The sequence below is a fragment of the Nonomuraea sp. NPDC050733 genome, assembly GCF_040654215.1.
Lineage (GTDB): Bacteria > Actinomycetota > Actinomycetes > Streptosporangiales > Streptosporangiaceae > Nonomuraea.
In genome coordinates this window covers 19,497-37,418 of the sequence record NZ_JBFAHO010000018.1, presented here as the reverse complement: position 1 = coordinate 37,418, position 17,922 = coordinate 19,497, and the positions used below count along the sequence as shown (strand labels likewise).

General features: G+C 73.3%; 18 protein-coding genes. 16 read left to right on the top strand and 2 right to left on the bottom strand.

The genetic code is table 11. From position 1 onward, the window contains the following. Window positions 1–76 precede the first annotated feature (76 nt). From AB0H64_RS25780 to AB0H64_RS25730, 11 genes are all read left to right on the top strand, one after another. The gene (locus AB0H64_RS25780; RefSeq protein ID WP_357629136.1) at window positions 77–2,077 is read left to right on the top strand and encodes a heparinase II/III family protein; all 2,001 of its coding nucleotides are present in this window, start codon (window positions 77–79) and stop codon (window positions 2,075–2,077) included. Further along, window positions 2,074–3,522, top strand: coding sequence for a substrate-binding domain-containing protein (locus AB0H64_RS25775; RefSeq protein WP_357629134.1), 1,449 nt, complete (start codon window positions 2,074–2,076; stop codon window positions 3,520–3,522). Before AB0H64_RS25780 ends, AB0H64_RS25775 begins: the two co-directional genes overlap by 4 nt. Window positions 3,523–3,708: 186 nt before the next feature. Then, the gene (locus AB0H64_RS25770; protein WP_357629131.1) at window positions 3,709–4,716 is read left to right on the top strand and encodes a hydroxyacid dehydrogenase; all 1,008 of its coding nucleotides are present in this window, start codon (window positions 3,709–3,711) and stop codon (window positions 4,714–4,716) included. Window positions 4,717–4,755: 39 nt separating this feature from the next. Continuing rightward, window positions 4,756–6,063: a sugar ABC transporter substrate-binding protein gene (locus tag AB0H64_RS25765; protein ID WP_357629129.1), complete on the top strand. Its 1,308-nt coding sequence runs from the start codon at window positions 4,756–4,758 to the stop codon at window positions 6,061–6,063. A 106-nt stretch (window positions 6,064–6,169) separates the two neighbouring features. After that, entirely contained in the window at window positions 6,170–7,090 is a 921-nt protein-coding gene (locus tag AB0H64_RS25760; protein WP_357629126.1) for a sugar ABC transporter permease, read from the top strand. Then, the gene (locus AB0H64_RS25755; RefSeq protein WP_357629123.1) at window positions 7,087–7,989 is read left to right on the top strand and encodes a carbohydrate ABC transporter permease; all 903 of its coding nucleotides are present in this window, start codon (window positions 7,087–7,089) and stop codon (window positions 7,987–7,989) included. The genes AB0H64_RS25760 and AB0H64_RS25755 overlap by 4 nt, the downstream gene beginning before the upstream one ends. Further along, complete coding sequence (locus AB0H64_RS25750; RefSeq protein WP_357629120.1) at window positions 7,986–8,696, top strand: hypothetical protein; 711 nt, start codon at window positions 7,986–7,988, stop codon at window positions 8,694–8,696. The genes AB0H64_RS25755 and AB0H64_RS25750 overlap by 4 nt, the downstream gene beginning before the upstream one ends. A 127-nt stretch (window positions 8,697–8,823) precedes the next feature. Further along, window positions 8,824–10,275, top strand: coding sequence for an MFS transporter (locus AB0H64_RS25745; protein WP_357629119.1), 1,452 nt, complete (start codon window positions 8,824–8,826; stop codon window positions 10,273–10,275). 34 nt (window positions 10,276–10,309) lie between these two features. After that, window positions 10,310–10,498 carry a hypothetical protein gene (locus AB0H64_RS25740; protein WP_357629117.1) on the top strand — a complete coding sequence of 63 codons (189 nt, stop codon included), beginning with the start codon at window positions 10,310–10,312 and terminating at the stop codon, window positions 10,496–10,498. A gap of 10 nt (window positions 10,499–10,508) precedes the next feature. Continuing rightward, window positions 10,509–10,919 carry a metalloregulator ArsR/SmtB family transcription factor gene (locus AB0H64_RS25735; RefSeq protein WP_357629115.1) on the top strand — a complete coding sequence of 137 codons (411 nt, stop codon included), beginning with the start codon at window positions 10,509–10,511 and terminating at the stop codon, window positions 10,917–10,919. Between the two features lie 84 nt (window positions 10,920–11,003). Further along, window positions 11,004–11,990 (top strand): cation diffusion facilitator family transporter, encoded by a 987-nt coding sequence (locus AB0H64_RS25730; protein ID WP_357629113.1) that lies wholly within the window; start codon window positions 11,004–11,006, stop codon window positions 11,988–11,990. Here the strand turns inward: AB0H64_RS25730 and AB0H64_RS25725 are convergent. Continuing rightward, window positions 11,981–12,895, bottom strand: a complete 915-nt coding sequence (locus tag AB0H64_RS25725; protein WP_357629110.1) for an SDR family oxidoreductase — start codon at window positions 12,893–12,895, stop codon at window positions 11,981–11,983. The two genes, AB0H64_RS25730 and AB0H64_RS25725, sit on opposite strands and share 10 nt — an antisense overlap. Window positions 12,896–13,001: 106 nt before the next feature. On the opposite strand from AB0H64_RS25725, the gene AB0H64_RS25720 reads away from it, so the two are divergent. From AB0H64_RS25720 to AB0H64_RS25705, 4 genes are all read left to right on the top strand, one after another. Continuing rightward, window positions 13,002–13,919: a hypothetical protein gene (locus tag AB0H64_RS25720; RefSeq protein WP_357629108.1), complete on the top strand. Its 918-nt coding sequence runs from the start codon at window positions 13,002–13,004 to the stop codon at window positions 13,917–13,919. Window positions 13,920–13,992: 73 nt separating this feature from the next. Further along, window positions 13,993–15,237, top strand: a complete 1,245-nt coding sequence (locus AB0H64_RS25715) for a hypothetical protein (RefSeq protein WP_357629105.1) — start codon at window positions 13,993–13,995, stop codon at window positions 15,235–15,237. 211 nt (window positions 15,238–15,448) lie between these two features. Beyond that, entirely contained in the window at window positions 15,449–16,234 is a 786-nt protein-coding gene (locus AB0H64_RS25710) for a hypothetical protein (protein ID WP_357629103.1), read from the top strand. A 41-nt stretch (window positions 16,235–16,275) separates the two neighbouring features. Then, window positions 16,276–16,599 carry a putative quinol monooxygenase gene (locus tag AB0H64_RS25705; protein WP_357629100.1) on the top strand — a complete coding sequence of 108 codons (324 nt, stop codon included), beginning with the start codon at window positions 16,276–16,278 and terminating at the stop codon, window positions 16,597–16,599. A gap of 39 nt (window positions 16,600–16,638) precedes the next feature. On the opposite strand, the gene AB0H64_RS25700 is transcribed toward AB0H64_RS25705, so the two are convergent. Beyond that, entirely contained in the window at window positions 16,639–16,941 is a 303-nt protein-coding gene (locus AB0H64_RS25700; protein WP_357629098.1) for a 4a-hydroxytetrahydrobiopterin dehydratase, read from the bottom strand. Between the two features lie 172 nt (window positions 16,942–17,113). Between AB0H64_RS25700 and AB0H64_RS25695 the strand changes: the two genes are divergently transcribed. Then, on the top strand, window positions 17,114–17,914 hold the full coding sequence (locus AB0H64_RS25695) for an alpha/beta hydrolase (protein ID WP_357629095.1): 801 nt from the start codon (window positions 17,114–17,116) through the stop codon (window positions 17,912–17,914). Window positions 17,915–17,922: the final 8 nt, after the last annotated feature.

Sequence of the window (17,922 nt, the reverse complement as noted above, 5' to 3'; positions counted from 1 at the left end):
GCTCCGGTCCCCAAAGGGCTAATTGATTCAACTTCGATCACTTTCGATCGCTACTATGGGGGCGGCGAGGAGGACTATGACCAACACCGTGACCGGTCCGGGGCGCTCCGACCGGAAGGCCGGACCCCTGCTGGCGGCCTGGGGCGCGGCGGCGACGCCGGACGCGCTGGCCGGGACACTGCTGCCCCCCGACGCGGCCCTGCCCGTGCCAGGCGGTGGAGGCTCCGCGGGCTTCGGGGAGCTGCTTCGGGCGTACGGCGCGCGGGCGCTGCGGGCCGTACGGGAGCGGGCCGAGGCCGAGGCGGGCACGCCGTGGCCGCAGCCGCTGGCCTCGCAGTACACGCGCTACTTCCGCGACGGCAACCGGACCGCGTACGAGGCGCAGGTGTTCGAGCGCCAGGACCGGCTCACCCGCGCGGTCCTCATGGCGCTGGACTCACGCGGTGGTACCAGGGCGGCCCATGGTGACGGCGGGGCGACGGACGGCGACGGCGGGGCGGCCGAGCGGTGGCTGGACGAGGTGGCCGACGGCATGCTGCTGCTGTGCGAGCAGAGCTCGTGGTGCTGGCCCGCGCACGAGGACACGTGCCGGCCGCGCGGCACGGTGCTGCCCGACCCGGCCGCGCCGTGTCTCGACCTCGGCGCGGCCGACGTCGCCGCGCAGCTCGCCTGGGCCGACCACGTGCTCGGCGACCGCCTGGACGCCCGCTACCCCGGCCTGCGTGAGCGGGTCCGCCAGGAGGCGCGGGCGCGGGTGCTGCGGCCGTTCATGGAGCGGCGCGACTGGCACTGGCTGGGGCTCGACGGCGACGTCCACAACTGGTGCCCGTGGATCTGCGGCAACGTCCTGGTCGCCGCGCTGCGGTTCGGCGTGCCGGGCGAGGAGCGGGCGTCCCAGGTGGCCTGGGCGGTGGCGGGCCTCGACCGCTACCTGGCGGCCCTGCCGGAGGACGGCTCGATCGACGAGGGGTACGAGTACTGGTGGAACGGGGCGTGCCGGGCGCTGGAGGCCCTGGACGTCGTCGAGCACGCCACCTCCGGCGCCCTGACGGCGGCCGCGGTGCCGGTGGTGCGCGCGACGCTGCGCTTCCCGCACCTCATGTGGCTCGGCGGCCCCTGGTACCTCAACCTCGCCGACGCGCGGGCCCGCCCGCCCGCCGACCAGCCCTGGCACGTGCCGTACCGGTGGGGGGCGCGGCTGGGCGAGCGCGACGCGGTGCGGCACGCCCGGTCGCGGCGCTCCGGCGAGATCGCGGCCACGGCGGAGCTGGGCCGCGCCCTCCTGGAACTCGCCGACCCGCAATGGCACTCACCAGGGGGTGATCCGGCTCCGGGCGGTGAGCCGCTGGTGGCGGCCGTGTGGCTGCCCGGCACGCAGGTGGGGCTCGCCCGTGAGGTCGCCGGCGGCGCCCGCGGGCTCACGCTCGCCGTCAAGGGCGGCCACAACGCCGAGAACCACAACCACAACGACGTCGGCTCCGTCGTCGTCGCCGTGGACGGCGTGCCGGTGCTCGTGGACGCCGGGCGGCCGACGTACACGGCGCAGACCTTCGGGCCCGACCGCTACGCGATCTGGACGATGCAGAGCTCCTGGCACAACGTCCCCGAGGTCCGGGGCACGCCCCAGGGCCAGGGCCCCGGGTTCCGCGCCCGCGCCGTCGAGGTCGCCGACGAGTCGGCGCGCTTCGCTGCCCGCATGGACCTGGCCGCCGCCTACCCCGTCCCCGGGCTGGAGCGCTGGTGGCGCACCGCCCGCCTCGACCGCCGGGCCTCGCTCGTGACCGTCGAGGACGCCTGGGCCTTCACCGCCGACGGAGAGCCGAGCGTGCTCCACTACCTGCTGGCGGGACAGGTCGAACGGCACGAGGACGGGCAGGTCCTCGTACGACCGCCGGACGGCGCGCGGGCCGCGCTCGTCACGTGGGACCCGGCGGTCGCCGCGTCCGCCCTCACCGTCCGCGCGCTGGACGATCCGATGCTCTCGGAGGTGTGGGGCGAGCGCCTGACCCGGCTGGAGCTGCGTCTCCCCGGCATCGCGCGCGGCTCCTTCGAGCTCCGGGTGGAGGTACACCCATGACCGTCCACGACGACCCGTCACTCGACGCCCCCGCGCCCGGCGTCTCCTCCGCCGTTCCGCCGCAACCGGGGCCGGGTCCGGCCGGGCCGGAGTCCGCCGAGCGGCGCGCGCAGGCCGTTGAGCTGCTGCCCGACGAGCGGCGCGCGCAGGTGGTGGAGCTGCTGCGGCGGCGCGGCGTCGTGCGCGTGAACGAGCTGGCGGCCGAGCTGGACGTCTCGGTCATCACCGTCCGCCGCGACATCGCGCTGCTGTCCTCCCAGGGCCTGGTGCGCCGGGTGCGCGGCGGCGCCGTGCTGCACGACGGCCCCGTGGCCGACACCCTGGCCGGGCGCGCCCCCACCGGCCCGCCGGGAACCGTCCCCGGAACGGGCCCCCTCCCGGCCCCGGGCATCGCTCAGCTCGCGGCGCCCGCGCCCGCCCCGGCCCACCGCGCCGGACCAGGCGCCGGACCAGGCGCTGGACCAGGCGCCGAGGCGAGCATCGAGGCGGCTGCGGCGGTCGCGGTGGGCGCGGGTGCCGCCGGCGCCAGACCGGGAGGAACGCCCTGGAACTCGGGTGCGCGTCCGGGTGGGGAGGAGGCTCAGGTCACGTTCGGCATGGTGGTGCCCTCGCTCGACTACTACTGGCCCGACGTGATCCGCGGCGCCCGTGAGGCCGCCGCCGCGTCCGGGGCGCGGCTCGTGCTGCGCGGCGCCAGCTACCAGGCGGCCGACGAGCGCCACCAGCTCGCCCGGCTGGTCGAGACGGCCGGGGTGGACGGCCTGCTGGTGGCGCCGACCACGACCGGCGACGAGGGCGAGCAGCTGGTGCGCTGGCTCCAGGGCGCCGGTGTGCCGGTGGTGCTCGTGGAACGGGCGGCCACCGTCGGCCCGCACCAGGAGGCGATGGAGTCGGTGGTCAGCGACCACGTGTTCGGCGCGGCGATGGCCGTGCGGCACCTGGCCACGCTCGGCCACCGGCGGATCGGCGTGGTGACCACGACGCAGAGCCCGACGGCCCCGCACGTGCGGCGCGGCTGGCGGCAGGCGTGCGTGGAGCTGGGCCTTCCCTTCGGCGACAGCCTTGACCTGACGACCGTGGACCAGCGCGATCCCGGCTGGCCGGAGGCGCTCGACGCCGTCCTGGACGTGTGCGCCGCCTCGGGCACGACCGCGCTGCTCGTCCACTCCGATCCGGAGGCGATCCGGCTGGTGGAGCGCTGTCAGGAGCGCGGCATCCGGGTTCCGGGCGATCTGTCGGTGGTGACGTACGACGACGAGGTGGCGGAGCTGTGCGACCCGCCGCTGACGGCGGTCCGGCCGCCGAAGGCGGCGATCGGGCGGGCCGCGTACCGGCTGCTCGCGGAGCGGCTGGCCGACGAGGACCCGCAGCGTCCGACGCACCGCGTCGTCATCGAGCCCCGGCTGATCGTACGGGCCTCCTCGGCTCCCCCGGCGAACGCGTGACCCGCGAGCCGGAGATTGTCGACCGCGGACGGTCCGCGTGCCCGGCATGCCACCGATACCGCACAGGAACGATCAATATCGATCAGATAAACGTGATCGACATGATTAACAAGGTATTGACGTGATCGTAACGATCGGACAGGATCGGCGGCACTGGTAAGCGCTTGCCGCCGAAAGGGACGCCGAGTGAGACGGCCACACGCCCTGCTGGTCATGGACCCCACCACGTTCAGCACGATGTTCGAGGAGCCACAGCTCCACCGGTTGCGACAGCTCGCCGAGCTCGGCGAGCCCGTCGTCACCGACGACCTCGACACCCCGCTGGTACGGCGGCGGCTGCGCGAGGTCGAGGTGCTGGTGACCTCCTGGGGCTGCCCGCAGCTGACGGCGGAGCGGCTGGCCGACGCGCCGGGGCTGCGGGCGATCTTCCACTGCGCCGGCACCGTCCGCACGTTCGTCACCGACGAGGTGTGGCGGCGCGGAATCCTGGTGACCAACGCCGCCGACGAGAACGCGGTCCCGGTGGCCGAGTTCACGCTGGCGGCGATCATCTTCGCCGGGAAGAAGGTCCCGTTCCTCGCCCAGGACGCGCGGCTGCACCGCGCGGACTGGTCGTACGCGACGAGCCGCGGCGAGCTGAGCAACCGGGGCCGTACGATCGGCGTCGTCGGCTACTCCCGCGTGGGCCGCCGGGTCGTCGACCGGCTGCGGGACCTGGAGGTCGACGTCCTCGTCGCCGACCCGTACGCCGACCCGGACGAGGTGGCCGCGGCCGGCGCCCGCCTCGTCGAGCTGCCCGACCTGCTGCGGCGCAGCGACGTGCTCACCCTGCACGTCCCCGCGCTCCCCTCCACCCGGCACCTGATCGGTGCCGCGGAGCTGGCGCTGCTGCGCGACGGCGCGACGGTCATCAACACCGCGCGCGGCGCCGTCCTCGACACGGCCGCGCTGGAGCGCGAGTGCGTCAGCGGCCGGCTCGACGCGATGCTCGACGTCAGCGACCCCGAGCCGCTGCCCGCCGAATCACCCTTGTACGACCTGCCCAACGTCATGATCACCCCCCACGTCGCCGGGTCCCTCGGATCGGAGACCCGGCGGATGAGTGAGAGCGCGCTCGACGAGCTCGAACGCTACCTGGACGGCCGGCCGCCCCGCGCGGCCGTCACAGCCGATGAGTTCAAGGTCAGCGCCTGAGCCCCGCGACCGGCTCGACAGGAAAGGAGACCGGATCACATGATCTCTTCTGACACCTCGGCGAGGGCCAGAGGGCGACGCCACCTCATGAAGTCCCTGGCGGCCGTGGCGGCACTGTCGCTGGCGGCAGTGGCCTGCGGCTCGGGCGGTGACTCCGCGAAGGAGTCGGGCGACGGGAACGTCACCCTCAGCGTCACCGTCTGGAACATGGCCAAGACGCCTGAGTTCAAGGCCATGTTCGACGCGTTCGAGCAGGCCAACCCCGGCATCAAGATCAAGCCGGTGGACATCCTCGCCGACGACTACGCCGACAAGATCACCACGATGCTGGCCGGCGGCGACCACACCGACGTCATCACCATGAAGAACGTCACCGACTACTCCCGCTACTCCAGCCGCGGCCAGCTCGCCGAGGTCACCGACCTGGCCAAGACGCCCGACGCGGCCACGCTCGCGGGCCTGGACGCGTACGACGTCGGCGGCAAGTACTACGCGCTGCCGTACCGGCAGGACTTCTGGCTGCTCTACTACAACAAGAAGCTGTTCGACCAGGCGGGCGTCAAGTACCCCGGCGCGCTGACCTGGGACGAGTACGCCAAGCTGGCGCAGCAGCTCACCAAGGAGGAGGGCGGCAAGAAGGTCTACGGCACCTACCACCACACCTGGCGGTCGGTGGTGCAGGCCATCGCGGCGGCGCAGACGGGCGGCGACCAGCTCGGCGGCGACTACTCCTTCTTCGCCGACCAGTACGCCACGGCGCTCAGCATGCAGAAGGCCGGCGCGACGCTCGACTTCGGCACCGCGAGCGCTCAGAAGTCGGACTACAAGACGCTGTTCGAGACCGGCGCGACCGCCATGCTCCCCATGGGCACCTGGTACATCGCGGCCATCCTGGACGCCAAGGCCGCCGGGAAGACCGACGTCGACTGGGCCATCGCGCCGATGCCGCAGCGGCCCGGCGCCACGGGCGTGACGACGTTCGGCTCGCCGACCGCGTTCGCCGTCAACAAGAAGGCCGAGCACGCCGACGCGGCGAAGAAGTTCGTGCAGTTCGCGGCCGGCAAGGCCGGGGCCGAGGCGATCAGCAAGGTGGGCGTGGTCCCGGCGCTGAAGAGCCCCGAGATCACCGAGGCGTACTTCAAGCTCAAGGGCATGCCCACGGACGAGACGTCGAAGAAGGCGTTCCAGCCCGACAAGGTCATGCTGGAGATGCCGGTCAGCGACAAGACCGCCGACGTGGACACCATCCTCAAGGAGGAGCACGAGCTGATCATGGTCGGTGAGAAGTCCGCCGCCGACGGCATCCGCGAGATGAGCGAGCGGGTCAAGAGCGAGGTCCTGAACTAGCGACCGCGGTGGCGGGCCCGGAGCGGTCCGGGCCCGCCATATCCTCCCCTTTCACCATGAACACACCAAACGCCCCGAAGGCTCGCAAAGGACGCCCATGGCTCAGGTGATCACAAAACCGGCGCCGACCGCGCCGCGGGCTCGGCCCCGTGGGCGGCGCGCCTGGCGCGACATCCTTGTCGGCTGGAGCTTCATCCTCCCGAACTTCGCCGGCTTCCTGCTGTTCACGATCATCCCGATGCTGGCGGCGTTCGCGCTGGCGTTCCTCGACTGGGACTCCTACAGCGACCCGGAGTGGGTGGGGCTGGACAACTTCGCGCGTCTGCTGACCGACCAGAACTTCCACGTCGCCCTGCGCAACACCCTCTTCTACGCGGCCGGCCACATCCCGCTCACGCTGGCCGCCGCGCTCGGGCTGGCCATCGCGCTGAACCGCAAGCTGCGCGGCGTGCCGTTCTTCCGCACCGCGGCGTTCTTCCCGTACATCACCTCGCTGGTCGCGGTGGCGGTCGTGTGGAACATGCTGTTCAACCCGACCGCCGGGCCGATCAACCAGGTGCTGGAGGCGATCGGCGTCTCCCACCCGCCGCGGTGGGTGGCCAGCACCGACTGGGCGATGCCCGCTGTGATCATCACCAGCGTGTGGCGGGACATGGGCTACTACATGGTGCTCTATCTGGCCGGGCTGCAGACGATCCCCAAGGAGTACTACGAGGCGGCCCGCGTGGACGGCGCCAACGCCTGGCAGCGCTTCTGGGGCATCACGCTGCCGTCGCTGCGGCCCACGACGTTCTTCGTCGTGGTCATGCTGACCATCCAGAGCTTCAAGGTGCTCGACCTGATCCTGGTCATGACCGACGGCGGGCCCGGCCGCAGCACGCTCGTACTGGCCCAGCTCATCTACCGGGAGGGCATCACCGAGGGCAAGTTCGGCTACTCGTCGGCGATCGCTCTCGTGCTCTTCGTGATCGTGCTGACCGTGACGGTCGTCCAGTTCCGCATCAACGAACGGAGGAGCGCCTCATGACCGCCCTGCGCGATGCGCCCCCGGCCGAGCCCGCCACCCGGCCGGGCCAGGCGCCGCGTCCCTCCGGCGACAGCTCCGCCGCCGCCGTCGTCCGGCGGGTGCTGGCGTACGTGGCGCTGACCGTGGTGGCGGCGCTGGTGCTGGTGCCGTTCGCGTGGATGCTGTCGGCGTCGCTGAAGCGCGACAACGAGGTGTTCACCGTGCCGATCGAGTGGATCCCGCACGAGCTGCGCTGGTCCAACTTCGTCGACATCTGGGACCGCATCCCGCTGCTCACCTACCTGGGCAACTCGGCGTTCCTGTCGGTGTCGGTCACGCTGCTGCAGCTCCTCAGCGGCAGCTTCGCGGCGTACGGCTTCGCCAAGGTGCGCTTCCCCGGCCGTGACGCGCTCTTCCTGGCCTACATCGCGACCATCGCCGTCCCCTGGCAGGCGTACATGGTGCCGCAGTACATCATGATGCAGAAGGCCGACCTGACGAACACGCACCTGGCGATCATCCTGCTCCAGGCGTTCGGCGCGTTCGGCGTGTTCCTCATGCGGCAGTACTACATGTCGATCCCGGACGAGCTGTGCGAGGCGGCCCGGATCGACGGGCTGAGCGAGTACGGCATCTACTGGCGGATCATGCTGCCGCTGTCCAAGCCGGCACTGGCCAGCCTGGCGCTGCTCACGTTCGTCAACACGTGGAACGACTACATGGGGCCGTTCATCTACCTGACGGACAACGACCTGTGGACGGTCCAGCTCGGCCTGCGCTCGTTCGTCGGCCAGTACGACGCCGAGTACGCGATGATCATGACCGGTGCGGTGCTGTCGGTGCTGCCGATCCTGGCGGTGTTCCTGCTGGGGCAGCGCTACTTCATCCAGGGCATCGCGACGAGCGGGCTCAAGGGATGAGCGGGCAGCCGCCGGCCCCCGGTGTGCGGAGCCTGCTGCGGCCGGCGCGGCAGACCACGTACGAGAAGGTGTTCGCCGCCGCCTACACCGGCCTGGCGGTGAACGCGCTGCTCGCCGTCGCGTGCGCGCCGCTGCTGGCGGCGCTCGCGCTCGTGCGCGACCCGCTGGGGTCGTGGCCGTTCTTCGCGGTGCTGTCGCTGGTGTGCGCGCCGGCGCTGGCGGGGGCGTTCCGGTGCTTCGCCGCGCTCGGCTCCGGCTCCACCTCCGTGGTCCGTACGTTCTGGAACGGCTACCGGCGCGGGGCCGGGCCGGCGCTGATCGTGTGGACGGCGGGCGCTGCGGCCGTGAGCGTGCTGGTCCTGGACGCGATCGTGGTGGCGCGCACGGCGTGGGGGCCGGCGCTCGTGCCGTTCTTCGCCATGGCCGTGGTGCTGGTGGTGGCCACGGTCGTCGCGCTGATCACGCTGGTCGCCGAACCGTCCGACGGGCCGGTGCGGCTGCGTGCGCTGGTCCGCCCGTGCCTCTACCTGGTGGTGCGGCGGTGGTACCTGGCCGCGGCGAACACCGTGGTCCTCGGTCTGGCGGTGACGGTCGTGCTGGCCAGGCCGGTGCCGGGCCTGCTGCTTGCGTGCGCGCCGCTGCTGTACGCGGTGTGGGCCACCACCCGGTTCGTCCTCGCCCCGATGCCCCCGCGCGAGGCCGGCTGAGAATCCCTTCCCCCTGGACCGGGCCCCCGGAGCTCCCGCCTCCGGGGGCTCTCTTGTGCCCTGGACATGCGCTACGGGGGTATGGTCTCCTTAACTCGTACATAGGTGTTCAAGTTAAGGAGATCTCGTGAGCCACGGACACGTCACGCCCGCGCCCCCGGACACCGGGCGCGCCTCCGGCGGGTGGGCCGCGCTGACCCTGCTCTGCCTGGCGCAGTTCATGCTCATCGTCGACATCACGGTCGTGCAGGTCGCCCTGCCCAGCATCGGGGCCGACCTCGGCCTCGGCCGCGAGGCGCTGACCTGGGTCGTCACGACGTACACGCTCTGCTTCGGCGGCCTCATGGTGCTGGGCGGGCGGCTGGCGGACACGCTCGGCTCGCGGCGCACGCTGCTGGCCGGGCTGGCGGTGTTCACGCTGTCCTCGCTGGTCGCGGGGCTCGCGACGAACGGCGCCATGCTCATCGCCGGCCGAGGGCTCCAGGGCGTGGGGGCGGCGCTGATGTCCCCGGCGGCGCTCGCGATCATCACGGGCGCCTTCCACGGCGAGCGGCGCAACCGGGCGCTCGGGGTATGGGCGGCCATCGGCGGCTCCGGCGCCGCGGCCGGCGTGCTCCTCGGCGGGCTGCTGACCGCCGGACCCGGCTGGACCTGGGTGTTCTACGTGAACGTCCCGATCGGCGTGCTGGTCTTCGCCGCCCTCCCGGCCGTGGTCCCCGGCCGGGCTGACGGCTCGGCCGGCGCGCGGCCCGGGATCGACGTGCCCGGGGCCGCGGCGGTGACGCTGGCCACCGCGCTGCTCATCTACGGGCTCGTCGGCGCGGGCGACGCCGGCTGGGCCTCCGTCCGCACCCTGCTGCCCCTGGCCGCGTCCGCCGCCCTCTACGCCGTGTTCGTGCTGGTCGAGCGGGCCGCGCGGGCGCCGCTGATGCGCGTCGAGACGCTGGGCCGCCGCCCGGTGCTCTCCGGCGTGTTCGTCATGCTCATGGCGACCGGGCTCATGCTGGGCCTGTTCTTCCTCAGCTCGCTCTACCTCCAGCACGTGCTGCGCCTGAGCGCGCTGGAGACGGGCCTGCTGTTCCTGCCGGTGGCCGTGGCCATCACGGCCGGCGCGCAGCTCGGGGCGCACCTGATCGGCCGAGTCGGCGGGCGGGCGGTCGCCGTGGCGGCGTTCGCGGTGACGGCGCTCGGGGCGTGGCTGATGACGCGGATCGACCCCGGCGCGAGCGCGTACACGACGCTGCTGCCGGGCTTCGTGGTGGCGGCGCTCGGCATCGGGCCCGCGTTCGTCACGGCCACGACGACGACCATGGCGAACGTTCCGCACGGCGAGGCCGGTGTGGCGTCGGGCGTGGTCAACACCTTCCACGAGCTGGGCGGCTCGATCGGCGTCGCGGTCGTGTCGTCGCTCGCCGCGGCGAGCCTGGCGCCGGGGGCCGTGGGTGTGGGCGGCTTCACGACCGCGCTGACGGCGTGCGCGGTCGCTGCGGGGGCGGCGGCCGTGGTGTCGCTCGGCCTGGTGCCGGGCGGGAGGCCGTCGGGGACGTTCGTCGGCCACGGCCACGGTCACGGTCACTGAGGGGGCGGCGTAGCCTCCATACCCCCTTCTGGGCATGGTGATCGGCACCGCCGCCGGCCTGCACGACGCCGGCACCGTGGTGCTGGTGGTGTTCGTGCTCACCACGCCGGTCAACCGCCGGCTGATCGCCCGGGGCAAGGGGCACGCCGTGGTCCACCAGTACCACCACCCGGGCCACCGACCAGCCGCCCGACCGCTCGACGCCTGGCATCCGCCCAGCTAGGCTTGGTTATATGAACAGTTCTTCACAGGAACAGGTGACCGCACTGGAGAGCTGCGCCACCCGGGTGGTCGACGCCGACCGGGTGGCGAGCGTCAGCTCCCGCATGCCCGCCGAGGCCGACCTCGTCGACACGGCCGACATCTTCGGACTGCTCTCCGACCCCGGACGGTTGCGGCTCCTGCTGGCGCTCCTCGACGGAGAGCTGTGTGTGTGCGACCTGTCGGTGGTGACCGGGCTGAGCGAGTCGGCAACCTCCCACGCGCTGCGCCTGCTGCGCGCGCACCGCGTCGTCGCCGTACGGCGGGCGGGCCGCATGGCCTACTACCGCCTGGACGACGCCCACGTCCGCATGCTGCTGGACCTGGCCGTGGCGCACACCGAGCACACCGAGGCCATCCACCTCGAACACAAGGAGTCATAGCCGCGCGGCTTGACAGGCGCGCGAATCTCGTCCATAAACTCCACATATGAACAGTCATTCAGATGTTGAGGAGGCGGCGACCCCATGACGGACCGCGAGCGGGGGCACGGGCATGGACACGGGCATGCCGTGGGTGTGGCGGGCGACCGCCGGTACCTGACCGGTGCCCTGGCGCTGATCGTCGGGTTCATGGCGGTCGAGGTGGTCATCGGGTTCGTCGCCGGGTCGCTGGCGCTGATCTCCGACGCCGGTCACATGCTCACCGACGCCATCGCCATCGTCTTCGCCCTCGTCGCGATGCGGATCGCGGCCCGGCCGCCGCAGGGCGGGTTCACGTACGGGCTCAAGCGGGCCGAGATCGTCTCGGCGCAGATCAACGGCGTGACGCTGCTGCTGCTGAGCGTCTACTTCATCGTCGAGAGCGTGCGCCGCTTCGCGAACCCGCCCGAGGTCGAGGGGCTGTACGTGGTGGTGACCGGCCTGGCCGGCATCGCGGTCAACCTCCTGGCCACCTGGCTGCTGACCCGGGCCAACCGGACGAGCCTCAACGTCGAGGGCGCCTACCAGCACATCCTGAACGACCTGTTCGCGTTCATCGCCACGACCATCGCCGGCGCCGTGGTGTGGCTCACCGGCTGGACCAGGGCGGACGCGGTGGCGGCCCTGGTCGTGGCCGCGCTCATGCTCAAGGCCGGGTGGGGGCTGGTGCGCGACTCCGCGCGGGTGTTCATGGAGGCCGCCCCCGTCGGCATGAACCCCGCCGAGATCGGCCGCGAGCTGGCGTCCCTGGACAAGGTGGTCGAGGTGCACGACCTGCACATCTGGGAGGTGACCTCCAACTACCCGGCGATGTCGGCGCACGTGCTGGTCACGCCGGGCGACGACTGCCACGCCGTACGGCTGGCGGCGGAGCGGCTGGTCCACGACAGGTACGGGATCGAGCACACGACGCTGCAGGTGGACCACGCGCCGGCGGACGTGCTGACCATCGGCGAGCCCGACCGCCACTGCGCGGACGCCCACGGCCCGTCACACCGCCCCGGTCCCGGCCCCGGCGTGACTCAGCGGTAGCCGGTCGCGTCGGCGGGCCGGCCCGCGTCCATCACCTCCACCAGGTAACGCCAGCAGTCGGGCCGCGACCCGTCCACGTCCGTGAACCCGTACTCCCCGGCCAGCTCCCCGCTCGACAGCGACCGCCCGCTCCACCGCATGACCTCCGGGTCGGCGGCCAGCGCCGCCACCGCCCGGCCGGTGAAGCGCGGCGACTCCGAGATGACGAAGTGCGGCTGCGCGGCGGTGGCGTCCCGCCAGTTGTCCTCCGTCACGCCGAAGATGTCCAGCATCATCTCCGAGCGCAGCCACCCGGGCGTCAGGGCCACGGCTGCGCAGCCGAACGGCTTGAGCTCGTGCGCCTGCGCGTACGCGAGCCGGATCACGGCGATCTTGGCGAGGTCGTAGAAGAACGAGACGCGGTAGTTGCCGTCGTTGTACTCCTTGGTGCCGTCGGTCATCTCGACGACCAGCCCGCCCGGGGCCCTGGTGAGCAGCGGCAGCGCGTAGTGGCTGGTGACGATGTGCGTGTCGACGGCCAGGCGCAGCAGCCGCAGCCCGCCGTCGAGGTCGTGCTCCCACAGCGGCGTCTCCCACTGGGCCAGCCGCTCGCCGCCCCACACGTCGTTCACCAGCACGTCGAGCCGCCCCTGCTCGCGGTCGATCCGCTCGACCAGCTCGCGGACCCGGGCGTGATCGAGGTGGTCGACCTGAACGGCGATGCCGTGGCCGCCGGCCGCGCTCACCAGCTCCGCGGTCTCCTCGATCGTCTCCGGCCGGTCGTACTCGGACCGCTCGCTCCGCGTCGTGCGGCCTGTCACGTACACGGTCGCGCCGGCCGCACCCAGCTCCACCGCGATGCCCCGCCCAGCGCCCCTCGTCCCACCGGCGACCAGCGCGACCTTCCCCTTCAGCGTTTCTTTCATGACGCCAAGGCTGACACCGAAACCCGACACGTCATGTCATCTTTTCCCCGGCGAGGCGTCCGATTCCGACAAGACCCGGGCCCTCCTCCGTGGGCAGGATGAAGGCATGAGCATCGACCTCTCCGCGGCCGCGGCCTTCATGGCCACCCATGCGCGCGTCCTGGACCGTCGCCGCTTCCAGCTGCTGACCGGGCTCCTGTCCGGGACCTCCGGAGGCTCGGCGCCGGAAACGACGCCGGTGCTGTCGGCCCTCGACGGCTACCGCAACGCCGACGGCGGCTACGGCTGGGGCCTGGAGCCGGACCTGCGCTCCCCGGAGAGCCAGCCGGGCACCGCCCTGCACGCGTTCACGGTGTTCGAGGAGGCCGGCCCCCTCACCAGCCCGCGGGCGGCCGAGCTGTGCGACTGGCTCCAGGCCATCTCGCTGCCGGACGGCGGACTGCCCTTCGCCCTGCCCGCCACGCTCGCCGCCGGCACCGCGCCCTGGTGGGCCGGCGCGGACCCGGCGACCTCCTCTCTGCAGATCACCGCGATCTCGGCGGCGGCCGCCCACCGCGTCGCCGCCCACGACCCGGCCGTGGCCGCCCACCCGTGGCTGGAGCGCTCCACCGCGTACTGCCTGGCCGCCATCGAGGCGATCGACCGGACGCCGCACGCGTACGAGCTGGCCTTCGCGGTGCGCTTCCTGGACGCCGCGCACGCCGCGCGGCCGCGACGCGTCGAGGAGCTGGTGGAGCACCTGCGCCCGCACGTCCCGCCGGACGGCACGATGCCGGTCGAGGGCGGCAAGGAGGACGAGCGGCTGAGCCCGCTGGACTTCTCCCCGCTCCCGGGAGGGCCCTCGCGCACGCTGCTCACCAAGGAGGCGATCGACGCGGACCTGGACCGGCTGGCGGCCGGCCAGAAGGAGGACGGCGGCTGGACGGTCGACTACGCCCACTTCTCGGCGGCGAGCCCGCTGGAGTGGCGCGGTCACGCCACCGTCGACGCCCTGCGCCTCCTCCACCACAACACCCGCCTCTGACCCTTTTCGGACAGGCCGAAGAGGGCCCCCTGGTTGACGCCCGGCGGCGGCACCGGCAAGATCATCCGGGCCGTTGACGGACACGACTCGGGAACGCCGGTTGTCCTCACTGACTCCCCTCTCCGCCACCCGCCTCTCCTCCACCCGCCTCTCCGCCACCCGCCGCCCCCACACGCAGTTGCCCGTCATCCTGACGGCCGTCGTCGGCGCCGCCGTGGTGGCGATCGCGGGGGTGGTCGCGCTCGGGCCGCTGTTCGGGGAGCCGGCCGAGCCGCCGCGGGCCGCCGACGGCACGCCACGGCTCGCGCTCGCGCTCTCCGGTGACCGGCTCGTCGTGGTCGACCTCTCCGGCAGGACTCTCCCCGTCGGAGTGCCCGCGCCCGGCGCACCGTTCATCCAGTTCACCGCCATCGCCCGCGACGCCCGGCCCGGCCGCTATCTGGCGGCGGTGACCACTCCCGGCGACGGCGGCTACGGCGGCCGCGTGTCGCGCGTCCACCGCGTCAGCCTGAACGGCTACGACGGCGCGAGGCTGGGCGAGCAGGTCGGCGGCGACCTCGACGGGATGGTGACGGACCTGGCGGTCTCCCCTGCCGGGCGCGTGGCCTACAGCCGCGTCGTCCCCGCGTCCGACAGCACGGGCAGCATCGGCACCACGTACGTCGGCGTGACCGGGCCGGCCGACGGGCGAGCGGGCCGGCTGCTCCGTGAGTGGTCCGCCCCGGGCGCGCACGGGAGCACGCGCGACGCGGCCCTCGGCCTGCACTGGCGGGACGCGGACACCCTCGTGTTCCACGCCCGGTCCCCGCGCGCCCGCACGCCCCGTCTCGCCTCGCTCGACACGAGCAGGCCCGGCGCGGCCCTGCTGCCCGGCGAGACCGTGCGCGTGCTGAACGCCTTGACCGACGGCCCCGCCCTCACGACCCCGGGGACAGGCACCGGCACCGGCGGGATGGTGCTGGCGGAGGCCGGGCCCGGCCCCGGCCCGTGGAGCCGGCTCCTGCTGCTGGAGCCCCCCGCGAAGCGCCCCTCGGGAGTGGCGTTCACGGAGCCGCGTGGCGGCGTCACCGCGTTCACCCTGGACCCGTCCGGCCGGTACCTGCTGGTCGCGGTGCGCGCCGCGCAGGGCATGACCCTGGGCGGCTCCCCGGGGTGCGGGAGCGGGGGATCGTCCGAGCTGGTGCGGGTGGACCTGCGCCCGCCTCCCGGCGCACGCTCCCCGGTTCCGGGCCTGCCGGCGTCGGACGTCCCCTCGCTCGACCTGCCGTCCGCGTGCCTGTGGCAGGGGGACGACCCGCTGACCGGGCTGGCCTGGTGAGGCCGTCGCGAGCGGGCGGCCGCCGGCGCTGGGCGAGGGCAGGACCGGCGCCCGGACCGCCGGCCGTGGCCGGGACCGCAGGGCCGGGCTGCCCCGGCAGGAGAGAGGGCAGTGTCGTCCCGGATAGTGACGGAGAGCCGAGTGCGCCGCTCACTCTGGTAGACGTGACCTGGCAACCGAGCGCTTGCTGACCATGGGTGACGCTCGCGCGGTGACCGAGCGGCACCTCGGCCTCTTCCGGAACGTACCGGCCGCGCGGCCCGGCCTCTGCCGCGTCTGCCACTCCGCTCCGGCGGGACCCCACGCGCCCGCCCACCTGTGCGCGGGCTGCCATCGCGCCACGACCGGGCTCCACCGGCACACCCCGCACGTGGTGCCCATCTCGCTGTGCGCGCGGACGGGTGACGACCGGCGGCTGTACGACCTGGTGACCCGCCGCCGCTCCCCGCCGGGCGAGCCGACCGGCGCGGCGTTGCTGGCCGCCACCGTGGCGCGCTTCCACCGCGCCCACCTGCCCTGCCTGACGAGGCCGGCCGGAGGACCGTTCACGCTGGTCACCACGGTGCCCGGGGCCGGCGCCGAGCGGCCCGTCGAGGCGTTCGACCTCATGCCACGGGTCGTCCAGTGGGTCGCCGGGCTGCGCGACCTGCACCGGCCCGTTCTCATGCCCGGCGGCGACCGCGCCGCCGAGGAGGCGCTCGCCCGGCACGTGCCGGACGAGCGGGCGTTCGAGGTGCTGGGCCGGCTCGACGGCGAGCGGGTGCTGCTGCTCGACGCGCTGTTCGCCTCCGGGGCCCGCGTGCAGAGCGCCGCCTCGGGCCTGTACCGGGCGGGCGCCGAGGCGGTGGTGGCGCTGGTCGTCGCCCGGCTGGTGGACCCGTGGGCCGACACGCGCGTCGCGGACGCGTGGGCCCGCCCCTACGACTTCGGGCGCTGCTGCCTTTGCGACCCCGTGGCGCGGTCGTCCTCGGACACCGGGCGGGCCCTGCTGGGTTAACCTCGTGTCGTCCACCAGTGCCGACGCCCCCAGAGGACATCATGATCTTCATCACCGCGAAGTTCCGCGTCCTGCCGGAGCACGCCGACCGCTGGCCCGAGATCACCGCGGACTTCACCCGGGCGACGCGCGCCGAGCCCGGCTGCCTGTGGTTCGACTGGTCGCGCAGTGTCGAGGACCCGCACGAGTACGTCCTGGTGGAGGCGTTCCGCGACGACGAGGCGGGCGCCGCGCACGTGCGGTCCGAGCACTTCCGCGCGGCTCAGCGCACGCTCCCGCCGCACCTGGCGGAGACGCCGCGCATCGTCAACGCCGGCGTCCCGCAGGATGACTGGTCCGAGCTCGGCGAGATGGCCGTCTCCTGACCGTGCCCGGCCCGCCCCGCCTGCCCGTCTGCTCCGCGTTCAGCCCCGGTCGCGGGCCGCTCCGCTGAGCACCTGGTCGATCCGGGCGGCGAGCTCCACGTCCTTCTCCGTCACTCCGCCCGAGCTGTGCGTCCACAGCCGGAACCGGACACCGTCGCCGGTGCGCTCGATCTCCGGATGGTGGTCGAGCGCGTTGGCCTCGTTCATCACCGCCTCGCTCAGCCAGCCGTAACTGTCGGGCGTGATCGGCACGTCCTTGAGCAGCGCGTCGTCCTCGTACCGCCACCCCTGCAGGGCCGCCAGCGCGGTGTCGATCTCGTCAACGGTCAGCCGCTCGGCCATATCGTCCCCTTACGTCCGGTTTATCGCTCCGTTGATGGCTTACCACCGGAGCGCGCCCTCACACCCCCGGGTCCGTCGGCGAAAAAATCCCGCCCCAGGACCGACGAATCCGGCCCGGCGGCGGAGTCCCACTTCCGTAAGGACCATCACCCCAGGGAAGGACTCACCGGCCATGACCACCACCCACACCCTCCGCGTCCCCGGCGCGCGCCTGCGCTACGAGGTGCGCGGCGCCGGCCCCGTGCTGCTCGTCTTCGGCGCCCCGATGTCCGCCGCCGCCTTCACGCCGCTGGCGGAGGCCCTCGCGGGCGACCACACCGTCGTCACCCACGACCCGCGCGGCATCGCGGGCAGCGTCCTCGACGACCCCGCGCAGGACTCGACCCCCGACCTGCGCGCCGACGACGTCGCCGCCCTGCTGGACCACCTCGGCGCCGACACGGCCGACCTGTTCGGCAGCAGCGGCGGCGCGGTGACGGGGCTGGCGGTGGCCGCCCGGCATCCCGGCCGCGTGCGGACGCTCGTGGCGCACGAGCCTCCCCTGCTGGAGCTGCTGCCGGACGCGGCCGAGCGGCGCGCCGTGGTGGACGACATCGTGGAGACGTTCCGGCGGGAGGGGCACGGGGCGGCGTGGATGAAGTTCATGACCACCTCGGGGTTCGACGTGGACGGCGCGGCCCCGCCGCAGGGCGAGTTCTCCGAGCAGGACCTCGCCGACAGCGCCCGCTTCTTCCTGCACGAGCTGCGCGGCACCACCCGGTACGTCCCCGACGTGGCCGCCCTGAAGGCCGGGCCCGGCCGGGTCGTGGTCGGCATCGGCGCGGAGTCGCGCAGGCTGCTCACGTACCCGACCTCCACGGCGCTGGCGGAGCTGCTCGGCACGCCGCCGGTGGAGTTCCCGGGCGAGCACGGCGGCTTCGTCACCCACCCGGAGCCGTTCGCGGAGGTCCTGCGGAAGACCCTGGCGGGCTGACGGCCCGC

Bases quoted from the DNA above. Each gene is read 5' to 3' on its own strand.
- AB0H64_RS25780 (WP_357629136.1), top strand. From the start codon at position 77: ATGACCAACACCGTGACCGGTCCGGGGCGCTCCGACCGGAAGGCCGGA.
- AB0H64_RS25775 (WP_357629134.1), top strand. From the start codon at position 2,074: ATGACCGTCCACGACGACCCGTCACTCGACGCCCCCGCGCCCGGCGTC.
- AB0H64_RS25765 (WP_357629129.1), top strand. From the start codon at position 4,756: ATGATCTCTTCTGACACCTCGGCGAGGGCCAGAGGGCGACGCCACCTC.
- AB0H64_RS25755 (WP_357629123.1), top strand. From the start codon at position 7,087: ATGACCGCCCTGCGCGATGCGCCCCCGGCCGAGCCCGCCACCCGGCCG.
- AB0H64_RS25750 (WP_357629120.1), top strand. From the start codon at position 7,986: ATGAGCGGGCAGCCGCCGGCCCCCGGTGTGCGGAGCCTGCTGCGGCCG.
- AB0H64_RS25740 (WP_357629117.1), top strand. From the start codon at position 10,310: ATGGTGATCGGCACCGCCGCCGGCCTGCACGACGCCGGCACCGTGGTG.
- AB0H64_RS25735 (WP_357629115.1), top strand. From the start codon at position 10,509: ATGAACAGTTCTTCACAGGAACAGGTGACCGCACTGGAGAGCTGCGCC.
- AB0H64_RS25730 (WP_357629113.1), top strand. From the start codon at position 11,004: ATGACGGACCGCGAGCGGGGGCACGGGCATGGACACGGGCATGCCGTG.
- AB0H64_RS25725 (WP_357629110.1), bottom strand. From the start codon at position 12,895: ATGAAAGAAACGCTGAAGGGGAAGGTCGCGCTGGTCGCCGGTGGGACG.
- AB0H64_RS25720 (WP_357629108.1), top strand. From the start codon at position 13,002: ATGAGCATCGACCTCTCCGCGGCCGCGGCCTTCATGGCCACCCATGCG.
- AB0H64_RS25705 (WP_357629100.1), top strand. From the start codon at position 16,276: ATGATCTTCATCACCGCGAAGTTCCGCGTCCTGCCGGAGCACGCCGAC.
- AB0H64_RS25700 (WP_357629098.1), bottom strand. From the start codon at position 16,941: ATGGCCGAGCGGCTGACCGTTGACGAGATCGACACCGCGCTGGCGGCC.
- AB0H64_RS25695 (WP_357629095.1), top strand. From the start codon at position 17,114: ATGACCACCACCCACACCCTCCGCGTCCCCGGCGCGCGCCTGCGCTAC.